Genomic DNA, 16,075 nt, shown 5'->3' with positions numbered 1-16,075 from the left:
AAAATGATGGAACGGCATCAAAAAAGTTGTTGACATCGCCTTCAGACCAACTATAATCACGGTCTTCGCTTTACAGCGCAGCCCACGTGGCGGAATTGGTAGACGCGCATGGTTCAGGTCCATGTGCCGCGAGGTGTGGGGGTTCGAGTCCCTCCGTGGGCACCAAAATAGAAAAGGTCGATTGACGAAAGTCAGTCGGCCTTTTGTATTTTGGGGTCCACGAGCAAGGCGCTTGCGCGCCTTGCGGGAGGGACGAGAAAGTCCGGCCTTGCAAGGCCGGACGGGGTCGCGGAACGTGACCGAGGTCCTCCGTGCGCAGCAAAACAAAAAAGGCCGATTGACGAAAGTCAGTCGGCCTTTAGTTTTTTGGGGACCGCGAGCAAGGCGCCTGCGCGCCCTGCCCTGGTTTTCTTATCCCTTCAAACGAAACACGCTCACGGTCTCACTCAAGCCCGCCGCCTGCTCCTGCATCTGCCGCGCCGCCGCAGCCGCCTGTTCCACCAGCGCCGCATTCTGCTGGGTCGCTTCGTCCATCAGGTTGATGGCCTGGTTGACCTGCTCGATCCCGTCACTCTGCTCCTGCGAAGCCGAGGTGATTTCGGCCACGATGTCGGTCACGCGGCGCACGCTGGCCACCACTTCTTCCATCGTCGAACCAGCCTGCTCGACCAGCTTGCTGCCCGCCTCCACCTTGCCCACCGAGTCACCGATGAGTTCCTTGATCTCCTTGGCGGCACTGGCCGAACGCTGCGCCAGGGTACGCACCTCGGAGGCCACCACCGCAAAGCCGCGCCCCTGCTCGCCTGCGCGCGCTGCTTCCACGGCGGCATTGAGGGCGAGGATATTGGTCTGGAAAGCGATGCCATCGATGACCGCAATGATGTCCACGATCTTGCGCGAGGAATCGTTGATCGAGCCCATGGTGGCCACCACCTCCGACACCACCGAACCGCCCTGCACCGCCACCTCCGATGCCGACACCGCCAACTGGTTGGCCTGGCGCGCGTTATCAGCGTTCTGCTTCACGGTCGAGGTCAGTTCTTCCATGGCCGAGGCGGTCTCTTCCAGCGAACTGGCTTGCTGCTCGGTGCGATTGGACAGGTCCAGGTTGCCATCGGCGATCTCGCTGGAGGCCGTGGCGATGGTATCGGTGCCTTGGCGCACCCGGGTGACGATGCCCACCAAATTGTCATTCATTTCCTTGAGTGCGCGCATGAGCTGGCCGGTTTCATCCTGGCCGCGCACCTCGATATGGTTGTCCAGCTGCCCCTTGGCCACGCGGCTGGCCACGTCCACCGCCTTGTGCAGCGGTGCCGTGATCGAACGCGTGATGGCCCACGCCAGGGCCACGCCCAGCAGCAGCGCGACTACGCCCAGCACGATCATGAGCGTACGCGCATTGCGGAAGAGACTATCGATTTCTGCGGTCTGGTTCTTGATGCGGTCGGACTGCATCACGGCCAGCTTGTCGATGGCAGCCAGGTAGACGCGCGTACTCGGCAGCAGCAGCTCGTCCACCGCCTTGCGCGCCCCCTCTTCGTTGCCTGCGTCTTTTTCCTTGAAGACCTGCGCATTGGCCGCCAGCACCACCTTGCGGCGTTCGTTGATCTCGGCCAGGGCAGCACGCCCGGCATCATCGGTGATCAGTTCTTCCATCCGCTTGACCAGCTCATTGTTCTTGCTGATGGTGGCACCGATCTCCTGCTTGTAGAACTTCTGCTGTTCGACATCCGGATTCTTGGCCGCGGCCACGATGCGGCCGACGTTGAGCTCGATGGAGCGATAGAACGTGATGACCAGCCTTTCCTTGACCAGCGCGTCATTGACCATCGTGTCATTGAGGTTTCCCACCGCTTGCAGCCGCCCCACGCCAATGGCGGCAATCACCAGCATCAAACCCAGAATCGCGGCAAAACCCAGCCCCAGCCGGGTGCCGATCGTCATGTTCTTCATTGTTTCCCCATCTCCCATTGCACGAGACGCATGCGGATCGCAGCGCCTTCCCTCGTTCTCCGCATCGTATGCGGATACGTGATTATCGGCCAGACGATAGCCTCCTTGAGATGCGACGGGTCAAATCCATGAAAATCTTTTATCATTCACCAAAAACGCTACCAACCAGTAGCCACCGCCGCAACGTGATTCCGTTTGCGCGGGCCGAAGTCAAACCCATTGAAGAAGAACAGCAACGCAATGCCCCAATTCGACAAGTCCCTGGTCTGGTTCCGCCGCGACCTGCGCCACACCGATCATGCTGCCCTCTACTACGCGCTCACGCAGAGCCAGTCCGTGTGGTGCGTGTTCGTCTTCGATACCAACATCCTCGATGCCTTGAAGGCCGATGGAGTGGAGCAGGATCGCCGCGTCGACTTCCTGCTGGCCAGCGTGGCCGAGCTGGATGAGGCCTTGCGCAAGGCCGGCGGCGGGCTGATCGTGCTGCACGGATCGGCCGCCACATGCATTCCGGACCTGGCCGCCGAGCTGGGCGTGCAGGCGGTCTTTGCCAACACCGACTATGAGCCTGCGGCCATCGCGCGGGATGCGGCCGTAGACAAGGCCCTCAAGAAACACGGCGCACAACTGCTGAGCTACAAGGACCAGGTGATCTTTGAAAAGGACGAAGTACTGACCCAGTCGGCCAAGCCCTTCTCGGTCTTCACGCCCTACAAGAATGCGTGGATGGCCAGGCTGGCGGCCGCCGGTGGCGACTTCTACCTCAAACCCTATCCGGTCGAGAAATACTTCAGGGCCTTGGCCAAGCCGCCAGGCAAGGCGCATCACGGACTACCTTCGCACAAGGCCCTGGGCTTCCAACCCAGCAACCTGCAGGAACTGAACATTCCGACCGGCATGTCCGGTGCCCAGTCCCTGCTGGAGGACTTCCTGGGCCGTATCGGCGCCTACGGCACGGCGCGTGATTTTCCGGCAGTGAAGGGGCCATCCTACCTGTCGATCCACCTGCGCTTCGGCACGGTCTCCATCCGCACGCTCGCGCGGGCCGCGATGCAGGCCATGCATGCCGGACAAGGCGCGGCGGGTGCGGCGGTCTGGCTGTCGGAGCTGACCTGGCGCGATTTCTACTTCATGATCCTGCACCACCATCCGCGCGTGACGGCCAAGGCCTTCAAGCCCGAGTACGATGCGATCAAATGGGAGCACGGCAAGCACGCCGAAGAACTCTTTGCCGCCTGGTGCGAGGGACGCACCGGCTATCCGCTGGTAGATGCCGCCATGGCGCAGATCAACCAGACCGGCTACATGCACAACCGCCTGCGCATGGTGGTGGCCAGTTTCCTCACCAAGGACCTGGGGATCGACTGGCGCTGGGGTGAGAAATATTTTGCGCTCCATCTCAACGACTTCGACCTCTCGGCCAACAATGGCGGCTGGCAGTGGGCGTCGTCTTCAGGCTGTGATGCGCAGCCCTACTTCCGCATCTTCAATCCGGTCACGCAATCGGAGAAGTTTGATCCGGAAGGCAAGTTCATACGCCGCTACCTGCCGCAACTGGCCAAGCTCTCGGACAAGCGCATCCATGCACCGTGGACGGCCACACCCGATGAGCGCATGTCGGCCGGCGTGACGCTGGGAACGAACTATCCGCGCCCCATCGTGGATCACGCCGAGGCGCGCGAACGCACGCTGGAACGCTATGCCGTGGTCAAGAAAACGGAAAAGGCCGAATAAGCGCGCCGCGCTACTTCAAGCACCACAAGCATGGCAAGCATCACAAGCACGGCAAGCAAAAAAAAACGGACCTGCGGGTCCGTTTTTGCATGCGGCCGGCCCATGCCAGTCATTCCGACATCACCGGCTCGACCTTCTTGTCCTGGTCAAAGCGGATGGGTGGCACGCGCCGCACCATCCACAGCCCTGCCAGCGCGGCCACGATGGCAATGGCGATGCCCATGTGAATGGCCCCGACCAGCGCCTCGCGCGCCGCTTCCAGCAAGGCCGAGCCATCATGTCCGGCCTGCATCAGCTGGGCCAGCAGCACCGACTGGATGTCATGGTTGACCAGCACTTCCGGATCACTGAAGTCCTTGAGCCATTGCGCCGCGTGGTCTCCTTCCAGGGCCTTCTGCACGCCTGCGCCATACATCTGGCTCACCAGCGTGCCGGTGATGGCCGTCCCCAGCATGCCGCCGATCATGCGCAGTGACTGCAGCAAGGCAGTGGCGATGCCCAGGTGCTCGCGTGCGGCAGCCTGCTGGGCAAACACGGTGAGATTGGGCAAGACCAGGCCCAGCCCGAAACCACCGGCCAGCATCACTGCCAGCAGGAAGCCATTGCCGGTCGTGCGATCACACAGCACCACACCCAGGCAGGACGCAGCGATCAGTGCAAAGCCCAGGTTCATCATCAGGTTGGGATTGGGAATGCGCGTGATGATGCGGCCATTGACGATGCTGGCCACGGTAATACAGGCCACCAGCGGCGTGATGAGCAGCCCGGCTTCACGCGGGCTCAAACCGAATCCGCCCTGGAACAGCAGCGGCGCATACATCAGCAGAGAGAACATGGCAAAGCCGGCCAGTACCGACAGCAGGAACAGGCTGGCCAGCGCACGGTCACGCAGCATTTCAAAGGGCAGGATGGGCTGCGCGGCGCGCTGCTCCCACTTCCAGAGCGCATAAAAGGCCGCCACCGAAAGCGCCAGCAAGAGCAGCATGCTGCCGGTGATGCCGCGCTTGGGCAGCAGTTCGACCAGCAATTGCAGGCTGCCCAGCGAAAGCGAGATCAACAGCGCACCCGGCCAGTCCAGCCGCATCTTGCCCGCGTGCTGCATGTGGCGGATGTGGGGTACGAAGCGCCAGACGAAAAACAGCGACAGCACGCCGATGGGCAGGTTGCAATAGAACACCCAGCGCCAGCCCAGCCCTTGCGTGAGGAAGCCGCCCAGCGAAGGACCGACTGCCGTGGCGATGCCGAAGGAGGCCGACAGGATGATCTGCCAGCGCAAGCGCACGCGCGGATCGGGAAACAGGTCAGCGATGGAAGCGAAACAGGTGCCCACCAGCATGCCCCCGCCAATGCCCTGCAGCCCGCGCGCGAGCACCAGGAACAGCATGCTGTTGGCCATGCCGCACAAGGCGGAAGCACCGACGAAGACGATGATGGAGGCAATCACGAAAGGCTTGCGCCCGAAATAATCGCCGAGCCGTCCGAAGATGGGCACGGTGATGACCGAGGTCAGCAGATAGGCCGTGGCGACCCAGGCATAGAGTTCAAAGCCCTTGAGTTCGGCCACGATGGTCGGCAGCGCAGTGCCGACGATAGTCTGGTCCAGGGCCACCAGCATGATGACGAAGCAGATGCCCAGCGTGGCCAGCAGGGATTCGCGGAACGGCAGGACTTGGCCGCTGGAGTGGGCGGCGTCGGTGTGTAGGGCCATGTGCGGAGAACGAATGTCCGAAGTTGCGCGCGTGCGCCAATCCGACATTCTAGCGCTGAGCGGCATGGCCTGCCTTGCGTGCTACAGCAGCAGTTCGTAGCGCTGCTCGTTGAGCTTGACGCCCCAATGCGAGCCGATGCGCTCCTCGGTGAGGATGAATCCGTGACGCTGGTAGAGGTTGTGCGCGGCGTGCAGGCCCTCGAAGGTCCACAGGTAGATCGAGGGGAAATCGCACTGCGCGCAGAAGCGGATGGCCTCGCTCAGCAGGGCATCGCCCACGCCGCGTCCACGCAATTTTTCGGAAGAGATGAACCAGCGCAGCCAGGCGCCCTGCTGCTGCCCATGCTGGCCGTCGATGGTCAGCGAACCTTCGACGCGGCCATGCACGGTGGCCGTCCAGAAGCCGTCACGGCTGTCGTCGTAGCGGCTCATGAAGGCCGCCAGTTCAGTGGCGATGCGGGCTTCGAAATACACGCCGAAGCTCCAGTTTTCGGTGTAATACGCCGCGTGCAGCTCGGCTACACGCCCGATGGCGCCTGGCAGATAGCCGCGCCGGATGTGGATGTCGTCCATGGCTTGCCTCCCCAAGATGGGCGGCGCTGGCCGTGGCACCACCCGGTGCGCCAACGGCGGCCGGGCGGCGTGCTGCACGATCAGTCGCCAGCGATGGTCATGTTTTCCAGCAGGATGGAACCCGTTTCCTTGCTGCCGCGAATGAGCGTGTCGTTACCCACGCCCACGATCTGGCGCAGCATGTCCTTCATGTTGCCGGCGATGGTGATTTCTTCCACCGGATACTGGATCACGCCATTCTCGACCCAGTAACCCGAAGCGCCACGCGAATAGTCGCCGGTCACGTAGTTCACGCCCTGCCCCATCAGCTCGGTCACCAGCAGACCTGTGCCCATCTTCTTCAACATGCCCTTGAAGGTATCGGCCTTGGTGGTCAGGTCCGAGCGCAGCGTCAGGTTGTGCGAGCCACCGGAGTTGCCGGTGGTCTGCATGCCCAGCTTGCGGGCCGAATACGTCGACAGGAAGTAGCCCTGCACCACGCCATCCTTGATGACCTCGCGCTTGACGGTACGCACGCCCTCTTCATCGAAGGGCGCCGAACCGACACCGCCGACCACGTGCGGATCTTCCAGGATCTGGATGTGCTCGGGGAAGACCTGCTGGCCCAGCGAATCGAGCAGGAAGGTCGACTTGCGGTACAACGCACCGCCCGACACCGCCTGCACGAAAGCCCCCAGGAGACCCGCTGCCAGCGGCGCTTCGAACAGCACCGGGCACTTGCGGGTCGTGAGCTTGCGCGCGTTCAGGCGGGCCAGCGCGCGCTCGGCGGCGTAACGGCCGATGGCTTCGGGCTTGGCGAGTTTCTTCGGATCGCGTTTGGAGGAATACCAGTCATCGCGCTGCATGCCCGCGCCCTTGCCGGCGATGGGGGCCACCGAGATGGTATGGCGCGAGAACGGATAGCCGCCCATGAAACCACGGCTGTTGGCCGCGACGAAATGCGAGTGCTGGACGTAGACGCCGGCCCCTTCGCTGTTGGTGATGCGCGGGTCGGTCTCGAGGGCTGCGGTCTCGCAGCGTTGGGCCAGCGCCACAGCTTCTTCGGCGGAAATGTTCCATGGCGAAAACAGTTTCAGGTCGCGCGGGGCCATTTCCAGCATCTCGGCGTCGGGCAGGCCGGCGCAATCATCGATGGCGGTGAAGCGGGCGATGTTGTAGGCGGCCTCGACCGTTTCCTTCAGCGCCTGCTGCGAAAAATCCGAGGTGCTGGCATTGCCGCGCCGCACCTGGCGGCCTTCTCCGAGGAACACCGTCACGCCGATGCCCTTGTCCTTGTTCTGCTCGATGGTCTCGATCTTGCCCTTGCGCACCGCTACCGAGAGGCCACTGCCTTCGCTGATGTCGACGGCGGCGTCCGAGGCGCCCTTGTCCCGGGCATAACGCAAGACATCCTGCGCCAACTGCTTCAACTGGTCCTGACTGTGCGTGAATGGGGTATCGCTCATGAGCCTGTTTTCTCTGAAATGCGGGTAAAGCGGTTATCATAGCAGTCGTTAAGCTTTATTTCTCGAAGTCACGATATGCCCAATGCCAACCGCGGTGCTGTCGGATTCCAATCCAGCGAATTCGAACAGGAATACGACCGCCCCTCCAAGTCCCAGCTCAAGCGCGAGATGGATGCCCTGCAAAAGCTGGGCGAATCGCTGGTCAATGAACCGCGCGACCGCGTCAAGCGCGTCCCCATGCCCGAAGACGTGCGCGACGCCATCCTCGAATGCCAGCAGATCAAGGATCACGAAGGCCGTCGCCGCCAGATGCAGTACGTGGGCAAGAAAATGCGCACGCTGGAAGCCGACGAGATCGCCATCATCCAGAAGACCATCGACAGCTGGCACGGCGCCTCCAAGGCTGAAACCGCCGCCATGCACGCCCTGGAACGCCGCCGCGAAAAGCTGCTGGCCGATGACCAGGCGTTGACCGAACTGCTGAACCGCCATCCCGAAGTTGACGTGCAGCACATGCGCACGCTCATCCGCAATGCCCGCAAGGAGCAGGCGGAAAACAAGCCGCCCAAGGCCTACCGCGAAATCTTCCAGATCCTCAAGCAGTTGCAGGCCGACGCCGCGCGCGCCAAGAACGAAGCCGCCGAGGATGAGGCCGGCGAGCAGGATGACGATGAACGTTGAGGCCGTCACGCCCGTCGTCCGTGAGGTGCTGCGGGTCGGGCTGGTCTCCATCTCCGACCGCGCCTCGGGTGGCGTCTACCAGGACCAGGGCATCCCCGCCCTGCAGGAATGGCTCAGCAAAGCGCTCACCAGCGCTTTCGAAGTCGAGACCCGCCTGATCCCCGATGAACGTGCACAGATCGAACAGACCCTGGTGGAGCTGGTCGATGTGGCCCGATGCGACCTGGTGCTGACCACTGGCGGCACCGGCCCGTCGCGCCGCGACGTCACGCCCGAAGCCACGCTGGCCATCGGTACCAAGGAAATGCCGGGCTTTGGCGAACAGATGCGCCAGATCAGCCTGCAGTTCGTGCCCACCGCCATTCTCTCGCGCCAGGTTGCCGTCATCCGCGAGACCGACGGCCATGCCGCGCTGGTCCTGAACCTGCCCGGCCAGCCCAAGTCCATCCGCGAAACACTGGAAGGGTTGAAGGACCAGGACGGCAAGGTCAAGGTGCCCGGCATCTTCGCCGCCATCCCCTACTGCATCGACCTCATCGGTGGTCCTTACATCGACACTGATGAGAGCGTCTGCAAGGCCTTCCGGCCCAAGTCGGCAATCCGCCCTGCCAGCAAGTAACAGCAGCCCGGCGGCCCGCACGACCATGCGGGCCCGCCTTCCCCTCAGTTAGGACACTTCCCCTCCTCCGGCCCACCGCACAGCGTGGCCGCATTGAGCAGATCCAGATACTGCTGCAGCCCGGCCGGCGAGATCCGGTACGGATATTGTTTCAGCGCATTTTCGGTCGGCGGACGCCAGCTGAACTGCACGACAAACAGTTGCTGCTTGCCCTGGTACACCGCCAGTACAGTTCCCTCGCCATAGGGCGCAACTGGCCCGGTACGGTCGCAGAAGCCGCCGCTGACAGAGACGGGAATATTGTTGGTGCTGCCATCCTTCTGCGCCATCGCCACGAAGCGGCCCGGGCAATTGCGCTGGGCGCCCTGCATTACTTCAGTCAAGGCCACCTGCGCCACGGTGAGGTTGCGCGCCTGGATGTTGGCCACGAGGCCGGCATCGGGATAGCCACGGCGCTGCACGCCCATGTAGCCCTCGCGCCAGGAGTCATGGGCTTCGTTGGGCGGCAGGAAGTCGACGACATAATTGCCGTCCGGGTCGCCGTCCATGTAGGCCAGGCGCCAGCCCGGCGGGGGCGAGATCATCAGGTTTTCGCCGCGTGGCTGGAACAGCCGGCCTTCGGCTTCGGCATGTCCGGCCAGGGGCACCATGGCCAGCAGGGAGGCCAGCAGCGGGGCCAGCAGGCGGCGCGATGGGATGCACTTCATGGGTTTTCCTTTTGCAGCGCCGCCATCGCAGCGGCGTTCATCGTATGATGTGAGCCCATTGCAGCGCAGACGCTGCGCATGACAAGGGGCAAGGCCGTATTGTGCTCCCGTGCAGGGACAGACACAAATGCCGCGCCCCGCCCTTTCATCCACCGACCGCAACAGGAACCGCACGCTTATGTCCGCCCCCCTTGAGACGATACAGATCGATACCGCCCCCAACCCCACTGCCTCCGTCATCTGGCTGCACGGCCTGGGTGCCGATGGTTCGGACTTCGTACCCATCGTGCGCGAGCTGGACCTGTCCGGCTGCCCACCCATCCGCTTCATCTTCCCAACCGCGCCGACCATGCCGGTGACCATCAACGGCGGCTACGTGATGCGCGCCTGGTACGACATCTTCGCGCCCGACCTGGTCCGCCGTGAAGACGAACCCGGCCTGCGCGCCTCGCAGGCCGCCATCGAAGCGCTGATCGCCCAGGAACGCGCGCGCGGCATCCCCGCCGAGCGCATCGTGCTGGCCGGTTTCTCGCAGGGCTGCGCAATGACCTTGCAGACCGGCCTGCGCCATCCGGAGCGCCTGGCCGGCCTGATGTGCCTGTCCGGCTACCTGCCGCTGGCCGCCACCATCGAAGCCGAACGCCAGGCTGCCAACCACGACACGCCCATCTTCATGGCCCACGGCACCATGGATCCGGTGGTGGTGCTGGAACGCGCCGTCAAGTCGCGCGAATTGCTGACCCAGCTGGGCCACAAGGTCGAGTGGCATGACTATCCGATGCAGCATTCGGTGTGCGGTGAGGAAGTCGAGGATATTGGCGCGTGGCTGGCCAAGGTCCTGGCCTGAGTCCGATCACGCAGCACCTGCACCTGCAATGACAACGCCCCCGCACGATGCACTCGTGCGGGGGCGTTGTCGTTTTCCCTGCGCGGTGTCAAGCGCAGGGCAGCCTTGCAATTACTTCAGGCGGAACTTCAGTTCTTCGCCAGCCTGGCGCATCGCGGTCTGCACGGCCGGGACCTTGGCCAGCACGTTCAACAGACCGAAGTCGTGGATCATGCCGTTGTAACGCACGCTGGTCACGGCCACGCCGGCGGCTTGCAGCTTGCGGCCATAGGCTTCGCCTTCGTCACGCAGCACGTCGTTTTCGGCGGTCTGGATCAGGGTCGGCGGCAGGCCGGCCAGTTGCGCCGGGGTCGCATTCAAGGGCGAGGCGGTGATTTCCTTGCGCTTGGCGGCATCGGTGGTGTAGCTGTCCCAGAACCACTTCATCATGTTCTTGGTGAGGAAGTAGCCATTGGCGAACTGGTTGTAGGAAGCAGTCTCGAAGTTGGCATCGGTCACCGGCCACAGCAGCACTTCCGAACGCAGCGCGGGGCCACCCTTGTCCTTGGCCATCAGGGCCACGACAGCGGCCATGTTGCCACCGACGCTGTTGCCGGCCACGGCCAGGCGCTTGCCGTCAACCTTGATTTCCTTGCCGTGCTCGGCCACCCACTTGGTGGCGGCATAGGCCTGGTTGATGGCCACGCCGTAGCCGGCTTCCGGCGACGGGGTGTAGTTCACGAACACGGCCACGGCACCCGAGTTGGCCACCAGGTCACGCACCAGGCGTTCGTGGGTCGGGAAGTCGCCCAGCACCCAGCCGCCGCCGTGGAAGAACATGAAGGCCGGCAAGGTCTTGGTCACGCCCGCCGGACGCACGATGGTCAGCTTGATCTGCTGGCCGTCGGCGGTGATGGTCTTTTCCGAGACGTCTGCCTTGGGCAGCTCCAGCTTCACGCTAGCTTGCGCACCCACCAGCACGGCACGTGCATCCTGCGGCGAGAGCTGTTCCAGGGGCTTGCCACCGCCGGCTTCCAGCGCCTGCAAGAAGGATTGGGTGGTCGGTTCCACGCCGGCATCACCGGCGGCATAGGCGTTGCCAAAAACGAGGCCAATGGCGGCGACGGCGGCGAGTTGCTTGAACGAGGTCATGATCTTCTTCCTTTTCTCTAATCTCAGATGAGCGAATCGGTGGGGTTCACCGGGTAAGTGCTGCGAGGGAACTGCATGTTTGTTGCTTTGCTACCGGGTACTGCTGTACTGCTGTCCTGCTGTACTGCTCCGGCCGTTGCCGGCCAGGAAAACTGTCAATGCGAGAAAAACATAAATACCTATTAAATAGCAAACTACTTAGTTGGCGCTATTGGCTCTGGGTATAACTGCGGCTCCACGAATGATGCGATTGCACCACTTCCGTTGCCTGGCGACTGCCGATGCCAGTTGCCAGCGATTTTTCCCGAGCGACCTGCCAACAATATACTGAACTATTTAATAGTGCACTATATATTTAACTTTCAAAAAGGGACTTGGCATCGTCGCCGCGTCCCTCGGACCTGCCCTGCTCACTCGCCCGTATTCTTGTGCAAGCGGGCCCGCAAGGCCATCAACTCTTCCTTCATGGCGGTCAGTTCCGCCGCCGTCGACTCGGTCGCCCGCAATACTTCACGGGGCAGCTCGACCGCCTGTTCGCGCAGCTTGTCACCGTCTGCGGTGAGCGAGACGACCACTTGCCGTTCGTCGCTGGCCGCACGTTCCCGGGTCACCAGGCCTTGTGCCTCCATGCGCTTGAGCAGCGGGGTCAGCGTGGCCGAATCCAGTACCAGGCGTTCACCGATGTCCGACACCGTCAACTGGTCCTGCTCCCACAACACCATCAGCACCAGGTACTGCGAATAGGTGATGCCCATGTTGCGCAACAGCTTGCGATAGAGCTTGCTCATCGACAGCGAGGTCGAGTACAGCGCAAAACACAACTGGGCATCCAGCAGCGGGGCCGACTTGCGTTTGTCTGTTTTCGAATTCATGCAGCGCAGTTTAACGAGGCCAAAATTAAATAGCAAGCGATTTAATAAAAAAATTTACGCATTGTCGTCGCAGCTTTGCCACGCCCCTTCCTCGCACAAACAGCAGCGCGATTGCGCACCATCGCGAAGCACGCCTGCACAAGGAGGAAGGACGGGTGCGCGACGTCGCACGCCATCGCCCGCTTCGCAGCCATCCGGCGGGAGGCCTGCCCCGCCTGCTTTCCCGGCCCGTGATAGGAGTTTTCCGACCGACGCGAAGCTGCCGCCATGGCACGCTTCCTGCATGTCTTCGTCGTTGTATACATTGACGTATCCGTGCTTGCCTTCACCGTATCCATCGCCCAAGCTGGCCCGATGGCCATGGCAGGCGGGCTTGCCGCCCAAGCCGGTTGCGCTCGATCCGTGATGACTTCTGAAAGGAAAAACGAATGAACCAGCGTGTCTCCCGTTTCCTGCTGTCCGCAATGTCCTCGGCCGTGCTGGCCGCCTGCAGCCTGCCCGCATGGGCGGTGACGCTCAACATCTCCCTGGATGCCGACCCCGGCAAGCTCGATCCCACGCAGTCTTCCATGCTCAACGAACGCATCGTCTACCAGAGCATCTTCGACAAGCTGGTGGACCTGGATGGCGAGGGCAAGATCATCCCCATGCTGGCCGAGCGCTGGACCGTGTCCGAGGATCAGAAGACCTACACGCTGTTCCTGCGCAAGGGAGTCAAGTTCCAGGACGGCACGCCCTTCGATGCCAAGGCGGTGGAATTCAACCTGTTGCGCGGCCAGGAAAAAACCTCCCTGCGCCGCAATGAACTGAAATACGTCAGCAAGATCACGGTGGTGGATGACCACACCATCAAGCTGGACCTGTCCACGCCCTTCGCGCCCTTCCTCTCCATCCTCACCGACCGCGCGGGCATGATGTCGTCACCCGCAGCAGTGAAGAAATACGGCGAAGACTACGTCAACCATCCGGTCGGCACCGGGCCCTTCGTCTACGAAGGCCGCCTCAAGGGGGCCACCATCACGCTCAAGAAGAATCCCGACTACTGGCGCGCCGGCCTGCCCAAGGTGGATGAAGTGGTCTACAAGATCATGCCGGACGTCAATGTGGCCTTCAACAACCTGCGCAGCGGCCAGGTCGACATCAGCAACCGCTTCCCCTACAAGGAAATCACCAACGTCCCCGCCAACGCCAGCTACACCGTGCTCAACAAGCCGTCGCTGGGCTTCCGCGGCTTCTACATGAACACCGGCAAGCCCCCCTTCGACAAGAAGGAAGTGCGCGAAGCCGTCGACATCCTGATCGACCGCAACGCCATCGCCAAGGTGGTCTACAACAATGCCGTGGCGGCCGGCCATTCGCCCTTCTCCAAGGCGCAGTTTGCCAATGGCCCCAGCGACGTGCCGCCCAAGGTCGACCTGGCCCGCGCCAAGGCCCTGCTCAAGGCGGCCGGCAAAGAAAATGGCTTCAGCTTCAAGCTGACCCTGCCGACCACGCCCGATGAATTGCAGGTCGGCCAGATGATCCAGGGCATGCTGCGCCCGGCCGGCATCACCGTCACGCTGGAGAAGACCGAACTGGCCACCCAGATCGAGGCCGGCAAGGCGGGCAACTTTGAAGGCCTGTTCGTGGGCTGGAGCGGGCGTCCCGATCCGGACCAGAACATCTACGACTTCGTCACCACCAATGGCTCGCTGAACTACTCGCACTTCGGCGCCAAGGAAGTGGACGACCTGCTGCACCAGGCCCGCGTGGAAGGCGACCAGGCCAAGCGCAAGTCGCTCTACGACCAGGCCATGGCGATCCTGGTCAAGGAAGTGCCCTACATCTACACCGTGCATGACAACGTGCTCTTCGGCATTGCCAAGTCGGTCAAGGGCTTCCAGTACGTGCCGGATGGCGTGATCCGCACTGCGACCGTTTCCAAGTAAGCCACATGGCCACGACGATCAAGCTGCCCAAGCTGGCCCGGCGATTGCTGCTGTCGATCCCCACCCTGCTGCTGGTGAGCATGGTGGTGTTCTCTCTGCTGGCGGTGCTCCCGGGCGACCCGGTGGCCGCCATCCTCGGCATGGAAGCCACGCCGGAAGCGGCGGCCGCGCTGCGCCTGAAACTGGGCCTGGATGATCCGCTGCTGGTGCAGTACGGGCGCTGGCTGTGGGCGGTGCTGCATGGCGACCTGGGCCGCTCCTTCATCGACAACACCCCGGTGGCCGATGCCTTGTGGCAGCGCCTGCCGGTGACCATCGAACTGGCCATCGGCAGTTTCCTGGTGGCCGTCATCATTGCGGTGCCGGCCGGCATCCTCTCGGCGGCACGCCCACGCGGCTGGGCCAATGCCATCGGTACCCTGGTCGCGCTGTTCGGCATGTCGGTGCCGCACTTCTGGCTGGGCATGCTGTTCATCATCCTCTTTGCGGTCAAGCTGGGCTGGCTGCCGGCCTCGGGCTTCGTGCCGCTGTCGGTGGACTGGCACGCCAACCTGATCGCCATGATCATGCCCATGGTCGTGACCGGCCTGCGTGAATCGGCCATCCTCATGCGCATGGTGCGCAGCAGTTTGCTGGAAGTGCTCAACGAGGATTACATCCGCACCGCCTTCTCCAAGGGCCTGCGCGACTGGCAGGTGGTGCTGGGCCATGCGCTGCGCAATGCCATGATCCCGGTGGTCACGGCCAGCGGCCTGATGGTCTCCGGCATGCTGGGCGGACTGGTCATCACCGAAAGCATCTTTGGCATTCCCGGCATGGGCAAGATGATCGTCGACGCCATCTTCCAGCGCGACTACGTGACTGTACAGGCCGGTGTACTGGCCGCCACCGTGATGGTGGTCATCGTCAACCTGTGCGTGGACCTGCTCTACAGCGTGATCGACCCGCGCATCGCCCGCTGATTGCCCGTCCAGCGCATCCAACCATGACGTCTCCCGACATGAACCCTCCCTCCCCTGCGCAGGCCCTGCCGGCGCTGCCCCGCTGGCGTACCCTGCGCCGCTTCAGCCGCAACCGTCTGGCGGTGATCGGTGCGGTGATCATCGCTGTACTGGTACTGTTGGCCATCACTGCACCGGTACTGGCCCGGTACGATCCGATTTTTGATCAGGACTACGGCAACCTGCTGTCTGGTCCCAGTGCCGAGCACTGGCTCGGTACCGATGACCTGGGCCGCGACATCTATACCCGCATGCTCTACGGTTCGCGCATCTCCCTGCAGGCCGCGCTGATCTCGGTCGGGCTGGCCTTTTCATTGGGCGTGCCCATCGGCATCGTCAGCGGCTACTATCGCGGCGCGGTCGATGCCATCGTCATGCGCGTGGTCGATGCGCTGCAGGCCTTTCCTTCGCTGATCCTGGCGCTGGCGCTGGCGGCGGCGCTGGGGGGCGGTTTCTACAATGCCATGGTGGCCGTCGGCATCGGCTTCACCTCGTCCTTCGTGCGGCTGGCGCGCGGGCAGGCCATGACCATCCGCAACCTCGACTACGTGATGGCGGCACGCTCCATCGGTGCCGGGCACCTGCGCATCATGTGGCGCTACATCCTGCCCAATTCCCTGGCGCCCCTGGTGATCCAGGCCACCTTCGCCATGGGCACGGCCATCATCGCCGAAGCCGGGCTGTCCTATCTCGGCCTGGGCGCCAAGCCGGAAGACCCGAGCTGGGGTTCCATGCTGCACATTGCCCAGGGCTACCTGAACACCACGCCGATGCTGGCCATGTGGCCGGGACTGGCGATCTTCCTGGTGGTGCTGGGCTTCAACCTGCTGGGCGATGGCATCCGCGAAGTGTTCGACCCCAAACTGAGCCGCTGAG

General features: G+C 63.0%; 15 protein-coding genes and 1 tRNA gene. 9 read left to right on the top strand and 7 right to left on the bottom strand.

The genetic code is table 11. The features are described 5' to 3' along the window. The first annotated feature begins 80 nt into the window (after window positions 1–80). A tRNA-Leu gene (locus CEJ45_RS06000) sits at window positions 81–165 on the top strand. 246 nt (window positions 166–411) lie between these two features. On the opposite strand, the gene CEJ45_RS05995 is transcribed toward CEJ45_RS06000, so the two are convergent. Continuing rightward, window positions 412–1,953 (bottom strand): methyl-accepting chemotaxis protein, encoded by a 1,542-nt coding sequence (locus tag CEJ45_RS05995; RefSeq protein ID WP_088754268.1) that lies wholly within the window; start codon window positions 1,951–1,953, stop codon window positions 412–414. A gap of 240 nt (window positions 1,954–2,193) precedes the next feature. Between CEJ45_RS05995 and CEJ45_RS05990 the strand changes: the two genes are divergently transcribed. After that, entirely contained in the window at window positions 2,194–3,687 is a 1,494-nt protein-coding gene (locus tag CEJ45_RS05990; RefSeq protein ID WP_088754267.1) for a cryptochrome/photolyase family protein, read from the top strand. A gap of 109 nt (window positions 3,688–3,796) precedes the next feature. Here CEJ45_RS05990 and CEJ45_RS05985 read toward each other — a convergent pair whose 3' ends face one another. The 3 genes from CEJ45_RS05985 to pmbA form a co-directional block, all read right to left on the bottom strand. After that, entirely contained in the window at window positions 3,797–5,395 is a 1,599-nt protein-coding gene (locus CEJ45_RS05985; RefSeq protein WP_088754314.1) for an MDR family MFS transporter, read from the bottom strand. Window positions 5,396–5,476: 81 nt separating this feature from the next. Beyond that, window positions 5,477–5,968: a GNAT family N-acetyltransferase gene (locus tag CEJ45_RS05980; protein ID WP_088754266.1), complete on the bottom strand. Its 492-nt coding sequence runs from the start codon at window positions 5,966–5,968 to the stop codon at window positions 5,477–5,479. A gap of 80 nt (window positions 5,969–6,048) precedes the next feature. Next, a complete protein-coding gene (gene pmbA, locus CEJ45_RS05975; protein WP_088754265.1) occupies window positions 6,049–7,413 on the bottom strand; it encodes a metalloprotease PmbA in 1,365 nt (454 codons plus the stop codon). A gap of 75 nt (window positions 7,414–7,488) precedes the next feature. Between pmbA and yjgA the strand changes: the two genes are divergently transcribed. Both yjgA and mog read left to right on the top strand, forming a co-directional pair. Continuing rightward, window positions 7,489–8,094 (top strand): ribosome biogenesis factor YjgA, encoded by a 606-nt coding sequence (yjgA, locus tag CEJ45_RS05970; RefSeq protein WP_088754264.1) that lies wholly within the window; start codon window positions 7,489–7,491, stop codon window positions 8,092–8,094. Then, window positions 8,084–8,713, top strand: coding sequence for a molybdopterin adenylyltransferase (gene mog / locus CEJ45_RS05965; protein WP_088754263.1), 630 nt, complete (start codon window positions 8,084–8,086; stop codon window positions 8,711–8,713). The genes yjgA and mog overlap by 11 nt, the downstream gene beginning before the upstream one ends. Window positions 8,714–8,757: 44 nt before the next feature. Here mog and CEJ45_RS05960 read toward each other — a convergent pair whose 3' ends face one another. Continuing rightward, the gene (locus CEJ45_RS05960; RefSeq protein ID WP_088754262.1) at window positions 8,758–9,420 is read right to left on the bottom strand and encodes a hypothetical protein; all 663 of its coding nucleotides are present in this window, start codon (window positions 9,418–9,420) and stop codon (window positions 8,758–8,760) included. Between the two features lie 178 nt (window positions 9,421–9,598). On the opposite strand from CEJ45_RS05960, the gene CEJ45_RS05955 reads away from it, so the two are divergent. Beyond that, window positions 9,599–10,267, top strand: a complete 669-nt coding sequence (locus tag CEJ45_RS05955; protein ID WP_088754261.1) for an alpha/beta hydrolase — start codon at window positions 9,599–9,601, stop codon at window positions 10,265–10,267. Between the two features lie 111 nt (window positions 10,268–10,378). Here the strand turns inward: CEJ45_RS05955 and CEJ45_RS05950 are convergent, their stop codons facing one another. After that, window positions 10,379–11,398, bottom strand: a complete 1,020-nt coding sequence (locus CEJ45_RS05950) for an alpha/beta hydrolase (protein WP_039786511.1) — start codon at window positions 11,396–11,398, stop codon at window positions 10,379–10,381. Window positions 11,399–11,808: 410 nt separating this feature from the next. After that, window positions 11,809–12,270, bottom strand: a complete 462-nt coding sequence (locus CEJ45_RS05945) for a MarR family winged helix-turn-helix transcriptional regulator (RefSeq protein ID WP_088754260.1) — start codon at window positions 12,268–12,270, stop codon at window positions 11,809–11,811. A 267-nt stretch (window positions 12,271–12,537) separates the two neighbouring features. On the opposite strand from CEJ45_RS05945, the gene CEJ45_RS24795 reads away from it, so the two are divergent. Genes CEJ45_RS24795 through CEJ45_RS05925 form a run of 4 tightly spaced genes read left to right on the top strand, consistent with a single transcriptional unit; the run spans window position 12,538 to window position 16,074 of the window. After that, window positions 12,538–12,702 carry a hypothetical protein gene (locus CEJ45_RS24795; RefSeq protein ID WP_158214894.1) on the top strand — a complete coding sequence of 55 codons (165 nt, stop codon included), beginning with the start codon at window positions 12,538–12,540 and terminating at the stop codon, window positions 12,700–12,702. After that, window positions 12,699–14,198, top strand: coding sequence for an ABC transporter substrate-binding protein (locus CEJ45_RS05935; RefSeq protein ID WP_088754258.1), 1,500 nt, complete (start codon window positions 12,699–12,701; stop codon window positions 14,196–14,198). Before CEJ45_RS24795 ends, CEJ45_RS05935 begins: the two co-directional genes overlap by 4 nt. Before the next feature lie 5 nt (window positions 14,199–14,203). Continuing rightward, window positions 14,204–15,160, top strand: coding sequence for an ABC transporter permease (locus CEJ45_RS05930; RefSeq protein WP_088754257.1), 957 nt, complete (start codon window positions 14,204–14,206; stop codon window positions 15,158–15,160). Window positions 15,161–15,198: 38 nt separating this feature from the next. Further along, the gene (locus CEJ45_RS05925) at window positions 15,199–16,074 is read left to right on the top strand and encodes an ABC transporter permease (RefSeq protein ID WP_229296842.1); all 876 of its coding nucleotides are present in this window, start codon (window positions 15,199–15,201) and stop codon (window positions 16,072–16,074) included. Window position 16,075: the final 1 nt, after the last annotated feature.

The organism is Herbaspirillum aquaticum (assembly GCF_002213425.1).
Lineage (GTDB): Bacteria > Pseudomonadota > Gammaproteobacteria > Burkholderiales > Burkholderiaceae_D > Herbaspirillum > Herbaspirillum aquaticum.
The sequence above is the reverse complement of the archived record's forward strand: the minus strand, read 5'-3'. Positions and strand labels throughout refer to the sequence as shown.

Excerpts from the sequence above, each read along its gene's own strand:
- CEJ45_RS05995 (WP_088754268.1), bottom strand. The coding sequence starts at position 1,953 with ATGAAGAACATGACGATCGGCACCCGGCTGGGGCTGGGTTTTGCCGCG.
- CEJ45_RS05990 (WP_088754267.1), top strand. The coding sequence starts at position 2,194 with ATGCCCCAATTCGACAAGTCCCTGGTCTGGTTCCGCCGCGACCTGCGC.
- CEJ45_RS05985 (WP_088754314.1), bottom strand. The coding sequence starts at position 5,395 with ATGGCCCTACACACCGACGCCGCCCACTCCAGCGGCCAAGTCCTGCCG.
- CEJ45_RS05980 (WP_088754266.1), bottom strand. The coding sequence starts at position 5,968 with ATGGACGACATCCACATCCGGCGCGGCTATCTGCCAGGCGCCATCGGG.
- pmbA (WP_088754265.1), bottom strand. The coding sequence starts at position 7,413 with ATGAGCGATACCCCATTCACGCACAGTCAGGACCAGTTGAAGCAGTTG.
- yjgA (WP_088754264.1), top strand. The coding sequence starts at position 7,489 with ATGCCCAATGCCAACCGCGGTGCTGTCGGATTCCAATCCAGCGAATTC.
- mog (WP_088754263.1), top strand. The coding sequence starts at position 8,084 with ATGAACGTTGAGGCCGTCACGCCCGTCGTCCGTGAGGTGCTGCGGGTC.
- CEJ45_RS05960 (WP_088754262.1), bottom strand. The coding sequence starts at position 9,420 with ATGAAGTGCATCCCATCGCGCCGCCTGCTGGCCCCGCTGCTGGCCTCC.
- CEJ45_RS05955 (WP_088754261.1), top strand. The coding sequence starts at position 9,599 with ATGTCCGCCCCCCTTGAGACGATACAGATCGATACCGCCCCCAACCCC.
- CEJ45_RS05950 (WP_039786511.1), bottom strand. The coding sequence starts at position 11,398 with ATGACCTCGTTCAAGCAACTCGCCGCCGTCGCCGCCATTGGCCTCGTT.
- CEJ45_RS05945 (WP_088754260.1), bottom strand. The coding sequence starts at position 12,270 with ATGAATTCGAAAACAGACAAACGCAAGTCGGCCCCGCTGCTGGATGCC.
- CEJ45_RS24795 (WP_158214894.1), top strand. The coding sequence starts at position 12,538 with ATGGCACGCTTCCTGCATGTCTTCGTCGTTGTATACATTGACGTATCC.
- CEJ45_RS05935 (WP_088754258.1), top strand. The coding sequence starts at position 12,699 with ATGAACCAGCGTGTCTCCCGTTTCCTGCTGTCCGCAATGTCCTCGGCC.
- CEJ45_RS05930 (WP_088754257.1), top strand. The coding sequence starts at position 14,204 with ATGGCCACGACGATCAAGCTGCCCAAGCTGGCCCGGCGATTGCTGCTG.
- CEJ45_RS05925 (WP_229296842.1), top strand. The coding sequence starts at position 15,199 with ATGAACCCTCCCTCCCCTGCGCAGGCCCTGCCGGCGCTGCCCCGCTGG.